Annotated in this window: 12 protein-coding genes and 1 riboswitch; of the genes, 7 read left to right on the forward strand and 5 right to left on the reverse strand. The window is 61.5% G+C overall.

Annotated elements, in window-relative coordinates:
- Positions 1-52: 52 nt before the first annotated feature.
- A complete protein-coding gene (locus K5Y35_RS00640) occupies positions 53-1438 on the reverse strand; it encodes a sensor histidine kinase (RefSeq protein ID WP_123465455.1) in 1386 nt (461 codons plus the stop codon).
- Complete coding sequence (locus K5Y35_RS00645) at positions 1431-2102, reverse strand: response regulator (RefSeq protein WP_034153139.1); 672 nt, start codon at positions 2100-2102, stop codon at positions 1431-1433. The genes K5Y35_RS00640 and K5Y35_RS00645 overlap by 8 nt, the downstream gene beginning before the upstream one ends.
- A gap of 236 nt (positions 2103-2338) precedes the next feature.
- On the opposite strand from K5Y35_RS00645, the gene K5Y35_RS00650 reads away from it, so the two are divergent.
- The 5 genes from K5Y35_RS00650 to K5Y35_RS00670 are packed head-to-tail and all read left to right on the forward strand — an operon-like array spanning position 2339 to position 7706.
- Complete coding sequence (locus K5Y35_RS00650) at positions 2339-3631, forward strand: OprD family porin (RefSeq protein ID WP_222833482.1); 1293 nt, start codon at positions 2339-2341, stop codon at positions 3629-3631.
- Between the two features lie 39 nt (positions 3632-3670).
- Entirely contained in the window at positions 3671-4648 is a 978-nt protein-coding gene (locus K5Y35_RS00655; protein WP_123465451.1) for a Bug family tripartite tricarboxylate transporter substrate binding protein, read from the forward strand.
- A 56-nt stretch (positions 4649-4704) separates the two neighbouring features.
- Positions 4705-5163, forward strand: a complete 459-nt coding sequence (locus K5Y35_RS00660) for a tripartite tricarboxylate transporter TctB family protein (protein ID WP_123465449.1) — start codon at positions 4705-4707, stop codon at positions 5161-5163.
- A 1-nt stretch (position 5164) separates the two neighbouring features.
- Positions 5165-6679 carry a tripartite tricarboxylate transporter permease gene (locus tag K5Y35_RS00665; protein ID WP_222833483.1) on the forward strand — a complete coding sequence of 505 codons (1515 nt, stop codon included), beginning with the start codon at positions 5165-5167 and terminating at the stop codon, positions 6677-6679.
- Entirely contained in the window at positions 6672-7706 is a 1035-nt protein-coding gene (locus K5Y35_RS00670) for an AbrB family transcriptional regulator (RefSeq protein WP_186744582.1), read from the forward strand. Before K5Y35_RS00665 ends, K5Y35_RS00670 begins: the two co-directional genes overlap by 8 nt.
- 126 nt (positions 7707-7832) lie before the next feature.
- Here K5Y35_RS00670 and ung read toward each other — a convergent pair whose 3' ends face one another.
- A complete protein-coding gene (gene ung / locus K5Y35_RS00675; protein WP_222833484.1) occupies positions 7833-8525 on the reverse strand; it encodes a uracil-DNA glycosylase in 693 nt (230 codons plus the stop codon).
- 132 nt (positions 8526-8657) lie between these two features.
- Here ung and K5Y35_RS00680 point away from each other — a divergent pair, with 132 nt between their 5' ends.
- Positions 8658-9770, forward strand: a complete 1113-nt coding sequence (locus K5Y35_RS00680) for an enoyl-CoA hydratase/isomerase family protein (protein WP_123465445.1) — start codon at positions 8658-8660, stop codon at positions 9768-9770.
- A gap of 67 nt (positions 9771-9837) precedes the next feature.
- On the opposite strand, the gene K5Y35_RS00685 is transcribed toward K5Y35_RS00680, so the two are convergent.
- Positions 9838-10245 (reverse strand): hypothetical protein, encoded by a 408-nt coding sequence (locus K5Y35_RS00685; RefSeq protein WP_222833485.1) that lies wholly within the window; start codon positions 10243-10245, stop codon positions 9838-9840.
- A gap of 179 nt (positions 10246-10424) precedes the next feature.
- The gene (locus K5Y35_RS00690) at positions 10425-10688 is read right to left on the reverse strand and encodes a hypothetical protein (protein ID WP_123465994.1); all 264 of its coding nucleotides are present in this window, start codon (positions 10686-10688) and stop codon (positions 10425-10427) included.
- Between the two features lie 282 nt (positions 10689-10970).
- Positions 10971-11071, forward strand: a riboswitch (guanidine-I (ykkC/yxkD leader).
- 63 nt (positions 11072-11134) lie between these two features.
- On the opposite strand from K5Y35_RS00690, the gene K5Y35_RS00695 reads away from it, so the two are divergent.
- A complete protein-coding gene (locus tag K5Y35_RS00695; RefSeq protein WP_222833486.1) occupies positions 11135-12202 on the forward strand; it encodes a putative urea ABC transporter substrate-binding protein in 1068 nt (355 codons plus the stop codon).
- Positions 12203-12215 lie beyond the last annotated feature (13 nt).

The following is a 12215-nucleotide window of genomic DNA, read 5'->3' on the forward strand; positions in this document are numbered from 1 at the left end:
CGTCTGTGGGAGCCGGCTGGCTCGCGAAGAAGTCATGACAAACCACAGCAACTCAGCCGGCAATAAAACTGACCCGCACTTTAAGCCCCGCCTGCTCGCCATCATGTAGCGTGATCTGCGCCAGGTGCGCGCGACAGATTTCCCCGACAATCGCCAGCCCCAGCCCTGAACCGGCCACCTGCTGATTGCGCCGGTAGAAGCGCTCGAACACTCGATCGCGCTCCTGCAGCGGGATCCCCGGTCCGTCATCCTCGACCTCAAGCACCGCTGGCGCCGTCACCCGCAAAATCACATTACCGCCCGGCGGCGTGTGGGCCAGTGCGTTGTCCACCAGATTGCTCAGCAATTCATTCAGCAGCGTCGGCTCACCGCGCAGCCACACCGGTTCATCCGCCTCCAGCGCCAGCGCCACCCCGCGTTTGTGCGCCAGCGGTGCCATGGCCATGCCCAACTCGCGGGCCAACTGGCTCAGATCGAGCAACTGCGCACCGCCCTCGGCAATCGCCCGCGCGCCGTTTTCGACCCGCGCCAGCGACAGCAATTGATTGGCCAGATGGGTCAGACGGTCAGTGCTTTGCGCTGACGACTCCAGCGTGCTGTGCCAGGTTTGCGGATCATTCGAGCGCAGGCCCAGTTCCAGCCGCGCCTTCAACGCCGCCAGCGGCGTGCGCAATTCGTGGGCGGCATCGGCGATAAACTGCGCCTGCCGTTCGAACTGGCCCCGCAGGCGCTCGGTGAAATGATTGAGGCCGCGCACCAGCGGCCACAGTTCATGCTGCACTTCCACCAATGGCAGCGGACGTAAATCGTCGGGTTGACGCTCCTCCACCGCGGTGCGCAAACGCTCCAGTGGACGCAACGCGGCACTGACCGCAAACCACACCAACAGCAACGCACCGATCGCCAGCATGCCCAGGCGCAACAAAGTGTCGGCCGCCAGACTGCGGGCCATGCTGACCCGGGCTTCGTCGGTTTCGGCCACGCGGATTTCCGCCATGCCATTCATGTTCGGCTCGGTGACCGCTTTCAACAGACTGACCACACGCACGTTCTGCCCGCGGTAGGTCGCGTTATAGAAGCGCGCCAGAGCCGGATAATCATCGGTTCTGGGGGTGCCGGGCGGCGGGCCTGGCAGGTTTTCATAACCGGAAATCAGCTTCTGATGGATGTCATTGACCTGGTAGTAAATCCGCCCGGCGCTGTCGTAAGCAAACGTGTCGAGCGCCACGTAAGGCACATCGGCGCTCAGGGTGCCGTCGCGTTGCGACAAACCCGCCGCGATAGTGCGCGCCGAAGCCAGCAATGTGCGGTCATACGCTGTGTCGGCGGCTTCGCGACCATTCCAGTAAGCACTCAAGCCGCTGGCGAGCATCAGCACCACCAGCAGCAACGCGAGGTTCCACAGTAACCGCCAGCGCAGGCTGCTGGGCTTATGCATCGCGGCTTTCCAGCAAGTAGCCGAGGCCACGGAAGGTCACGATAGCCACCGGTTGGCCGTCGAGTTTCTTGCGCAACCGGTGCACGTAGATTTCGATGGCATCGGGGCTGGCCTCTTCATCAAGGCCAAACACCTGCGCGGCCAATTGTTCCTTGCTCATCACCCTGCCCGGCCGGGCGATCAGGGCTTCCAGCACGGCCTGCTCGCGGGAGGTCAGCGTGAGCAACTCTTCGCCGAGGGTGAAACGCCGGGTGTCGAGGTCATAGGCCAGCACACCGCAGCGCTGTTGCCGCTCGCCGCCGAGCACACTGCGCCGCAACAGGGCTTTGACCCGTGCTTCCAGTTCCGTCAGTTCGAACGGTTTGGCCAGGTAATCGTCAGCGCCTAGATTCAACCCGTGCACGCGATCCTTCACATCGCTGCGCGCCGTCAGCATCAGCACCGGGAGATTTTTCCCGCGTGCCCGCAAACGCGCCAGCACTTCAAAACCGTCCATGCGTGGCAGGCCGACATCAAGGATCGCGACCGCGTATTCCTCGCTGCCCAGCGCCAGATCGGCGGCCACGCCATCGTGCAACACATCCACGGTCAGACCGGTGCTCTTGAGCGCCTGAGCGACACTTTCGGCCAGTTGCAGATGGTCTTCGACGAGCAGAACACGCATGGTTTTTTACCTCGTTCAGGGATGGCCGACGCCACGCTTTGCCGCGGAGTTTACAGCCGCCACCGCCGCTGTGAAGCCCGAAAACCGTGAAAGCCAGCTGAAAGGTTAGTGAAAGGTTAGCCCGTTAGAGTCGTGCTACGGACAGTCCCGACTGCCGTCGCTGATGCCACACAGCGCAAAGAAAAACGCCTCGAAGCGTTTTCGACCAATAAGAACAATAAACGGAGTACACCCGCATGCAGTCCGTGCAGCCTCAGGCGTCCACGCCTGTTCGCCCTTCCCGCTTCAGCCACGCCACCCTCGCCAGTGCCGCCGCCCTCGCCGGTTTTTCGCCGCTGAGCTACGCCGACTTTATCGAAGACAGTTCCGCCACTTTCGAAACCCGCAACATGTACTTCAACCGCGACTTTCGCGACGGCACCAGTGCCCAGCAAAGCAAACGGGATGAATGGGCACAAGGGTTCATGCTCAACCTGCAGTCGGGTTACACCGACGGCACCGTGGGGTTCGGTGTCGATGCGTTGGGCATGCTGGGCGTCAAACTCGATTCGAGCCCGGACCGCACCGGCACCGGCCTGCTGCCGACCCACGATGACGGGCGCGCCGCCAACGAATACTCCAAGGTCGGCCTGACCGGGAAAATGAAAATCTCTGCCACTGAACTGAAAGTCGGCAGCCTGATTCCTGAGCTGCCGATCCTCAAGCCGAACGACGGGCGCATCCTGCCGCAGACCTTTGAAGGCGGCCTGCTGACCTCTAAAGAGATCAAGAACCTGACGTTCACCGGTGGCCGCCTGGAAAAAGCCAAGGACCGTGACAGCACCGACTTCGAGGACATTGCCCTCAACAACAAGAACAGCCGCTTCGCCGGCACTGCGGTCGGCAAACATTTCGATTTTGGCGGCGTCGATTACAAGTTCACCGACAAGATCACCGGCAGTTACCACTTCGCCCAACTCGACGAAGTCTACAACCAGCACTTCTTCGGCCTGGTCGCCTCGCGTCCGATGGGCCCCGGTACGTTTGCCACCGACCTGCGCTTTGCGGTCAGCGATGATCAGGGCGCGGCCCGTGGCGGCAAGATCGACAACCGCTCGCTCAACGGTCTGGTCAGCTACGCCCTGAGTGGCCACAAACTCAGCGCCGGCTACCAGCACATGTCCGGCGACAGCGCTTTCCCGTATGTCGATGGCAGCGACCCGTACCTGGTCAACTTCGTGCAGATCAACGACTTCGCCGGCGCTGAAGAACGCTCCTGGCAGGCGCGCTACGACTTTGACTTCGCCAAACTCGGCATTCCTGGCCTGAGCTTCATGAGTCGTTACCTGAGCGGTGACAACATCAAGCTCAAGAACGGCGAAGAAGGCAAAGAGTGGGAGCGCAATACCGAGATCAAATACGTAGTACAAAGCGGCGCCTTGAAGGATGTCGCCGTGCGTTTGAGGAATGCCACCTACCGCTCCAACTACTCCGCTCGCGATGCAGACGAAGTGCGTTTGCTGGTGAGCTATAGCGTTGCCCTTTGGTAATTCAGTACGTCCATAACAACAACTCCCAAGGAGACATAGATGAACTTATCACTGCGTAAAGTTGCTCTAGCCGCTGGCGTCATGCTGTTCGCCGGCCAACTCATGGCCGAACCGAAACGTCCGGAATGCATCGCCCCCGCCTCCCCCGGCGGTGGTTTCGACCTGACCTGCAAACTGGCGCAAAGCGCGCTGGTCAACGAAAAACTGCTGACCAAACCGATGCGCGTGACCTACATGCCCGGCGGTGTCGGCGCGGTGGCGTACAACGCCGTGGTCGCCCAGCGTCCGGCCGACGCCGGCACACTGGTGGCGTGGTCCAGCGGCTCGTTGCTCAACCTGGCGCAGGGCAAGTTCGGTCGTTTCGATGAAACCAACGTGCGCTGGCTGGCAGCGGTCGGCACCAGCTACGGCGCCATCGCGGTCAAAAGCGATTCGCCCTACAAGACCCTCGACGATCTCGTTCAGGCCCTGAAGAAAGATCCAAGCTCGGTGGTGATCGGTTCCGGCGGCACCGTCGGCAGCCAGGACTGGATGCAAACCGCACTGATCGCCAAGGCTGCCGGGATCAACCCGCGCGACCTGCGTTACGTCGCGCTCGAAGGCGGCGGCGAAATCGCCACCGCCCTGCTCGGCGGTCACATTCAGGTCGGCAGTACCGACATCTCCGACTCCATGCCGCACATCCAGAGCGGCGACATGCGTCTGCTGGCGGTGTTCGCCGACAAGCGCCTCGACGAGCCGGAAATGAAAGACATTCCGACCGCTCGCGAGCAAGGCTACGACATCGTCTGGCCAGTGGTGCGCGGTTTCTACCTCGGGCCGAAAGTCAGCGACGAAGACTACGCCTGGTGGAAAGACGCGTTCGACAAACTGCTGGCCTCCGAGGATTTCGCCAAGCTGCGCGATCAGCGTGAACTGTTCCCGTTCGCCATGACCGGCCAGGAACTGGACACCTACGTGAAGAAGCAGGTCGCGGACTACAAAGTGCTGGCCAAAGAGTTCGGCCTGATCCAGTGATCGCCTCTGTCTAGCGGCTGCGTTCCCGGTTGCGGGGACGCGGCACAGGAGCTCCCATGCTTATTCAACGCATTTTCGCCTCGGTGCTGTTGCTGGTCTGTGCCGGCCTGGCCCTGATGGCGTGGCCGTACCAGGCGGCCTTTTCCTACGAACCGGTGGGCCCGCGCGCCTTCCCTCTGCTGATGCTCGGCCTGATGGGCTTGGCGCTGCTGTACATGGTGTTCCGCCCGGCACCGATCAAACACAGTGAAGACGAGCCGCCTCTGGATCGCGAAACCCTGATCAAGATCGCGATCTGCGTCGTCCTGCTGCTGGTGTTCGCCGGCACGTTCGAACCGCTGGGTTTCATCATCGCCAGCATCATCACCGGTGTTCCGATGGCTCGCCTGTACGGCGGCCGCTGGGTACCGAGCGTGGTGATCATCAGCCTGATGGCCATCGGTCTTTACTTGCTGTTCGACCGTTTGATGGACGTTCCGCTGCCCCTTGGCCTGCTCAGCGTTCTGGAGAACTGATATGGATACTCTTGGCTATTTGGGTCAGGGTTTCGGCGTCGCGCTGAGCCCATACAACCTGGTGACCGCGCTGTGCGGCACGCTGATCGGCACCGTCGTCGGCCTGTTGCCGGGCCTGGGCCCGATCAACGGCGTGGCGTTGCTGATACCGATCGCATTTGCCCTCGGCCTGCCACCGGAATCGGCACTGATCCTGCTGGCGGCGGTGTACCTGGGCTGCGAATACGGCGGCCGGATCAGTTCGATCCTGCTGAACATTCCGGGCGAAGCCTCCACCGTGATGACCACCCTCGACGGCTATCCGATGGCCCGCAAAGGCCTGGCCGGTGTGGCGCTGTCACTGTCGGCATGGAGTTCGTTCATTGGCGCGTTCATCGCCACCTGCGGCATGGTCCTCTTCGCGCCGTTGCTGGCGAAATGGGCGATTGCTTTTGGCCCGGCGGAATATTTTGTGCTGATGGTGTTCGCGATCGTCTGTCTCGGCGGCATGGCCGGTGACCGTCCGCTGAAAACATTCATTGCGGCGTTGATCGGTCTGTTCCTGTCAACGGTCGGCATTGATGCCAACAGCGGTGTTTACCGCTTTACCGGCGACAACATTCACCTGACCGACGGCATTCAGTTCGTGGTGCTGGTGTTGGGCCTGTTCTCGATCAGCGAAATTCTCCTGCTGCTGGAAAAAACCCACCACGGCCAGGAAGCGGTGAAAGCCACCGGCCGGATGATGTTCAACTTCAAGGAAGCGGCGTCGGTGTTCGCAGTCAACGTCCGTTGCGGCGTGCTGGGCTTCATCATGGGCGTATTGCCGGGTGCCGGCGCGACCCTCGCCAGTGCCGTGGCCTATATGACCGAGAAACGTATGGCCGGCGCCAGCGGCAAGTTCGGTGAAGGGGATGCCCGTGGCCTCGCCGCGCCGGAAACCGCGATCGGCGGCGCAGCCTGCGGCGCTCTGGTGCCGATGCTGACCCTCGGCGTTCCCGGCTCGGGTACCACGGCGGTGATGATCGGCGCCCTGTCGCTGTACAACATCACCCCGGGCCCGCTGCTGTTCCAGCAACAACCGGACATCGTCTGGGGCCTGATCGCCTCGCTGTTCATTGCCAACATCATGCTGGTGATCCTCAACATCCCGATGATCCGCATCTTCACCCGCATTCTCGCCGTGCCGAACTGGGCTCTGGTGCCGGTCATCGCGATCATCACCGGGATTGGCGTCTACGCGGTGCACGCCACCACGTTCGACCTGTTCCTGATGATCGGTATCGGCATCTTCGGCTACATCCTGCGCAAGCTGGACTTCCCGCTGTCGCCGCTGCTGCTGGGGTTCATCCTTGGCGAACTGATGGAGCAGAACCTGCGTCGCGCCCTGTCGATCTCCAACGGTGCGCTGGAAATCCTCTGGTCGAGCCCGATCACCGTCGGCTGCTGGGTGTTGACGGGGATCATGCTGTTGATGCCGATCATCCGTATCTGGCGCAAGCGTGCGGCTGCGCAACGCGCCATTGCCGATGTTTGATCGCTCCGCGCTCAAATCCTGGTGGGGCACCCCGCTGGTCGGTCTGCTCGGCGGTTATCTCGCCAGCCAGATCGGCTGGCCGCTACCCTGGATGGTCGGCTCGTTGCTGGCGATCATCCTGGTGCGCTGCCTGACGCCCTGGCAGCTCACGGAAATCCCCGGAGGCCGCAAATGCGGCCAATGGATCGTCGGCATCGGTATCGGCCTGCACTTCACCCCGGTGGTGATGGAGCAGGTGCTCAGTCATTTCGGTCTGATCTTCTTCGGTGCGCTGGTCACCAGTCTGTCGGCGGTGGTCGGCGTCTGGCTGATGCGCCGCACCGGCGAAGATCGCGCCACGGCATTCTTCTCCAGCATGCCCGGCGGTTCCGGGGAGATGGTCAACCTCGGCGCGCGCAATGGCGCGATGCTCAGCCATGTCGCGGCGGGGCAGAGTCTGCGGGTACTGGTGGTGGTGCTGTGTGTGCCGGCCGCATTCAAGTACCTGCTCGGCGATGGCACGCCGATCGCTCACGCCGGCAGCGTCGACTGGCGCTGGCTGGCGATTCTGTTCCCGGCGGGCGCCCTGCTCGCGTGGCTCTGGCAACGTCTGCGTCAACCCAACCCGTGGCTGTTCGGGCCGTTGCTGGTTAGTGCGGCGGTGAGTATTGGCTGGGACCTGCACATCGGTTTGCCCAATGGCGGCAGTCAGATTGGCCAGTGGCTGATCGGCAGCGGTCTGGGTTGCCACTTCAACCGGCAGTTCTTCCGCCGTGCACCGTCGTTCATGGGCCGTACCTTGATCGGCACGGCTCTGACCATGTTGATCGCCACGTTGGCCGCATTGGGCCTGAGTGCGCTGACCCATCTGGATCTGCGCTCGCTGACCCTGGGCATGATGCCCGGCGGCATTGCCGAGATGAGCCTGACGGCGGAAACCCTGCAATTGTCGGTGCCGCTGGTGACGGCGATGCAGGTGATGCGGCTGTTGTTTGTGCTGTTTCTGGCGGAGCCGTTGTTCAAGTACTGGAACCGTAATCCCGAGTAGCACCGAGTCGACTTCATCGCTGGCAAGCCAACTCCCACGGGTTCTTGTGGCTGCCACAGACTATGTGCCCCCCTCCAAAAACCTGTGGGAGCTGGCTTGCCAGCGATGGGGCCCTTCAGACCGCCATCAGATCGGAGGAAGCCGCCACTCGATCGGCGTCTCGCCATTCTGCTCAAGAAACTTGTTGGTCCGGCTGAAGTGCCCGCAGCCCAGGAAGCCACGATACGCCGACAACGGCGACGGATGCACCGACGTCAGTACCAGATGTTTGGTGGCATCAATCAGCTTCTGCTTGCTCTGCGCATGGGCGCCCCAGAGCATGAACACCAGATGCGGCTGGCGCTCGCTGACCAGTTCAATGATCCGGTCGGTGAAAAACTGCCAGCCCTTGTCCTTGTGCGCATTGGCGGTGGCACGCTCGACGGTCATGGTGGTGTTGAGCATCAACACGCCCTGATCGGCCCAACTCTGCAGGTAACCGTGGTTGGGGATGTCGATGTTCAGGTCGCGTTTCAACTCTTTATAGATGTTGACCAGCGACGGTGGCGCCGGCACGCCCGGTTGCACCGAGAAGCACAAGCCGTGGGCCTGACCCGGGCCGTGATACGGGTCCTGGCCGAGGATCACCACTTTGACTTTATCCAGCGGCGTCGAATTCAACGCATTGAAAATCAGCGGTCCCGGCGGATAAATCTCCTTGCCGGCCGCCCGCTCCTGCTGCAGAAAGTTGCGCAACTCTGCCATGTAAGGCTGGTCGAATTCAGCACGCAGTGCCTCCTTCCAGCTCGGTTCGAGTTTGATACGGTCGTCAGCAGTCATGGTCATACCCGGCAAAAACAATGGGGCGAACCCTAGGAAAGCCGACCACGCTTGTCAATTGATCTGACGCAGATCCGGCACTTTCCCACACAACGATCATACTGATCGTTCAAACTCCCGATCGAGGTCACGATGAATCTGCACTTCGAAGAACTCACCGGCACCGACGGTGCCCGCCTCGGTATCGCCAGCCTGGATGCTGAAAAATCCCTGAACGCGCTGTCGCTGCCGATGATCAACGCCCTGAGCGACAAATTGAACGCATGGGCCAAGGATCCGCAAATCGTCTGCGTACTGCTGCGCGGCAATGGCGCAAAGGCGTTCTGCGCCGGCGGCGAGGTGCGCAGTCTGGTCGAAGCCTGTCGCGCCCACCCTGGCGAAGTACCGCCGCTGGCCGCACAGTTTTTCGCGGCGGAATACCGCCTGGATTACAGCCTGCACACCTACCCGAAACCGTTGATCGGCTGGGGCCACGGTTACGTGCTGGGCGGCGGCATGGGCCTGCTGCAAGGCGCGAGCACGCGGATCGTCACGCCGAGCAGCCGTCTGGCGATGCCGGAAATCACCATCGGTCTATATCCGGATGTCGGCGCCAGTTGGTTTCTCGCGCGCCTGCCGGGCAAGCTCGGTTTGTTCCTCGGCCTGACCGGCGCGCACATGAACGGCCGCGATGCGATTGATCTGGATCTGGCCGACCGCTTCCTGCTCGACGAACAGCAACCGGAGCTGATCGAAGGCTTGCTGCAACTGAATTGGCAGGAACAGACCGACATGCAGCTCAACAGTCTGCTCAAGGCCTTGCAGCAGGAAGCCGTGGCGCAAATGCCTGAAGCACAGTGGTTGCCGCGTCGGCAACAGATTGATGAGTTACTGGACGTGAGCGACGTAACCTGCGCCTGGAAAGCCATCAGCCTGCAACGCGACAGCCACGATCCGCTGATCGCCCGAGCGGCGAAAACCCTGAGCGAAGGTTCACCGCTGACCGCGCATCTGGTCTGGGAGCAGATCCGCCGCGCCCGGCACCTGTCGCTGGCGGAAGTCTTTCAGATGGAATACACCCTGAGCCTCAATTGCTGCCGACATCCGGAATTCAGCGAAGGCGTCAGGGCGCGGTTGATCGACAAGGATCAGAAGCCGCACTGGCATTGGCCGGACGTCAGCAGCGTGCCGGATGCGGTGGTCGAGGCGCACTTTCACAAGGTCTGGGAGGGACGCCATCCGTTGGCGGATCTGACGCAGTATTGAGTGTCCAGGACAAAATCCGCGTACAAAAAAAGCGGCGCTTTAAGCGCCGCTTTTCATTTGCGGATGATTACCAGCGATTGCCACGTCCGTTGTGGTCACCGCGTCCACTGTGTCGGTCATAGTTGCCACGACCGCGGTGATCGTTATCCCAACCGCCGCGACGATGGCCATCCCAGCGCCCGCGATCGTTGCCGTGCCAGCGACGACTTTCGTAATAACGTGGTGCCGGTTGGTAGTAGCGCGGCGCCGATTGGTAATAACGCGGTTGCTGGTAATACCGCGGGGCTGGCTGATAGTAGCGAGGCTGCGCGTAATACGTGCTGCCACCGCGGTAATAGGTGCCGCCCGTGTTGTAGTAGGCCGGTGCGGGTGACGTGTAGACCTCTGAGCTGTAATACGAGTCCGCGTAAGAGTACGGGACGCAACCGGCAACGGAAACCATCAACGCAGCAAGCAGAAGAATTCGTCTATACATGGCGGCCTCCTGGACCGCGGGTAGCCTCGCCAGCGACGCTGGCAGGCGTCAGTCGTTTATTCGGTGACTGACGAGAAATCAGACAGCGTTTTCGGCATCTGGTGCGTTCCAGCAACAAGTTGAAACAAGTGATTAATGAAATCCTGTTCATTTGGAAAACGCTGTCATTCAGCGACTGATCAATGGTGACCACCGTGGTACCCACCGCCGTGATAACCCCGTCCATAGCCACCCCGATAACCGTGGCCACCGTAGTAGTAGCGCCCGCCGCCGTAGTAGCGCGGACCGTAATAACCGCCGTAGTAATAAGGCGAGTAATAGCCCGGAGAGTAGTAAGTAGAAGGGTAAGCATCGTAAGGGCCGGCGTAGTAATAACAGCCGGATAAGCCCAGACCGAGCACCGCTCCCAGCAGCACCCGACGCAACGTTTTCTGAATAAGCATGGCGGCCTCCTGAAAGACCTGCGACAGCAGTCGGCACAGACCGGCTGACATCTGCTTTGACTGACAAATCAGGGCCGAGTGCCAACGTTGCATCAGCACCAGATCAGCGGCAGACACGCTGCATCACGGTGCAGTCGCGCACCAACACAAAGCGCCGCTCCGCTGCGCATCAGCGATGATCCACGCCGTGAGCCCGCGCCAGAGCGCCTGACGCGACTTGGCACGCCTCTCGCTTTAGCAAACCCGTGCAGGAGTCATCACAGGTTCGCGGCACCACAATTTGCAATGGCTGACTAGGGTTCCGGCTCGCACTCGCGAGTGGCTGGTCCGAGAGTTGGCGACCTCCAGTTGAGGTTACACGGCGGGACAAAAGCCCGGGAGACAAGCCACCGTTCGCGGTGCCGCGTTGCCTTCCTGTCCGCCCTTGATCAACTGGAGAACCCACCATGTCCCGACTACGTTTGCCCGCCCTGCTCGCCGCTGCGTTCGCCGCGCTCATCAGCACGCAATCCCCAGCCGCCCAGAAAGAACACTTCAGCGTGTGCTGGACGATCTACGCCGGCTGGATGCCGTGGGAATATGCCGGCAGCCAGGGCATCGTCGACAAATGGGCGAAGAAATACGGAATCAAGATCGACGTCGTGCAACTCAATGACTACGTCGAATCGATCAACCAGTACACCGCCGGCCAGTTCGACGGCTGCACCATGACCAACATGGATGCGTTGACCATTCCCGCCGCCGGCGGCGTCGACAGCACCGCACTGATCGTCAGCGACTTCTCCAACGGCAATGACGGCATCGTCCTCAAAGGTGAAGGCAAGACAGTCGCCGACCTCAAGGGCATGGACGTCAATCTGGTCGAACTGTCGGTCTCGCACTACCTGCTGGCCCGCGCGCTGGACTCGGTCGACCTGACCGAAAAAGACCTGAAAGTGGTCAATACCTCCGACGCCGACATTTCCGCTGCATTCAACACCGATCAGGTGAATGCCGCGACCACCTGGAACCCGATGCTCTCGGACATCAAGGCCAAGCCGGGCGTGACCGAAGTGTTCAACTCCAGCCAGATCCCCGGCGAGATCATGGACATGATGGTGGTCAACAGCGCCACCCTAAAAGACAACCCGGCGCTGGGCAAAGCGCTGACCGGTGCGTGGTTCGAAGTGGTCGAGCTGATGAACGCCAAGAACGCCGCGAGCAAAAGCGCGCTGGAGCACATGGCCAAGGCCTCGGGCACTGATCTGGGCGGATTCCAGGCACAACTGGACACCACCCGACTGTTCGCCACACCGAAGGAAGCCCTGAGTTTCGCCACCAGCAAACAACTGCCGGAAACCATGCGCAAGGTCGCCGAGTTCTCGTTCCAGCACGGCCTGCTCGGTGAAGGCGCGAAGGACACCAGCGCGGTCGGCATGGCCTTCGCCAACGGCGTGACCAGTGGCGATACCGGCAACCTCAAGCTGCGTTTCGATCCGACCTACGTGCAGATGGCCGCCGACGCCAAGCTGTAAGCCACGGAGGATT

The sequence above is a fragment of the Pseudomonas sp. SC3(2021) genome (assembly GCF_019856535.1).
Taxonomy (GTDB): domain Bacteria; phylum Pseudomonadota; class Gammaproteobacteria; order Pseudomonadales; family Pseudomonadaceae; genus Aquipseudomonas; species Aquipseudomonas monsensis.

What these genes read in the sequence shown, in the direction of transcription:
- K5Y35_RS00640 (WP_123465455.1), bottom strand. Translation starts at nt 1,438, where the DNA reads ATGCATAAGCCCAGCAGCCTGCGCTGGCGGTTACTGTGGAACCTCGCG.
- K5Y35_RS00645 (WP_034153139.1), bottom strand. Translation starts at nt 2,102, where the DNA reads ATGCGTGTTCTGCTCGTCGAAGACCATCTGCAACTGGCCGAAAGTGTC.
- K5Y35_RS00650 (WP_222833482.1), top strand. Translation starts at nt 2,339, where the DNA reads ATGCAGTCCGTGCAGCCTCAGGCGTCCACGCCTGTTCGCCCTTCCCGC.
- K5Y35_RS00655 (WP_123465451.1), top strand. Translation starts at nt 3,671, where the DNA reads ATGAACTTATCACTGCGTAAAGTTGCTCTAGCCGCTGGCGTCATGCTG.
- K5Y35_RS00660 (WP_123465449.1), top strand. Translation starts at nt 4,705, where the DNA reads ATGCTTATTCAACGCATTTTCGCCTCGGTGCTGTTGCTGGTCTGTGCC.
- K5Y35_RS00665 (WP_222833483.1), top strand. Translation starts at nt 5,165, where the DNA reads ATGGATACTCTTGGCTATTTGGGTCAGGGTTTCGGCGTCGCGCTGAGC.
- K5Y35_RS00670 (WP_186744582.1), top strand. Translation starts at nt 6,672, where the DNA reads ATGTTTGATCGCTCCGCGCTCAAATCCTGGTGGGGCACCCCGCTGGTC.
- ung (WP_222833484.1), bottom strand. Translation starts at nt 8,525, where the DNA reads ATGACTGCTGACGACCGTATCAAACTCGAACCGAGCTGGAAGGAGGCA.
- K5Y35_RS00680 (WP_123465445.1), top strand. Translation starts at nt 8,658, where the DNA reads ATGAATCTGCACTTCGAAGAACTCACCGGCACCGACGGTGCCCGCCTC.
- K5Y35_RS00685 (WP_222833485.1), bottom strand. Translation starts at nt 10,245, where the DNA reads ATGTATAGACGAATTCTTCTGCTTGCTGCGTTGATGGTTTCCGTTGCC.
- K5Y35_RS00690 (WP_123465994.1), bottom strand. Translation starts at nt 10,688, where the DNA reads ATGCTTATTCAGAAAACGTTGCGTCGGGTGCTGCTGGGAGCGGTGCTC.
- K5Y35_RS00695 (WP_222833486.1), top strand. Translation starts at nt 11,135, where the DNA reads ATGTCCCGACTACGTTTGCCCGCCCTGCTCGCCGCTGCGTTCGCCGCG.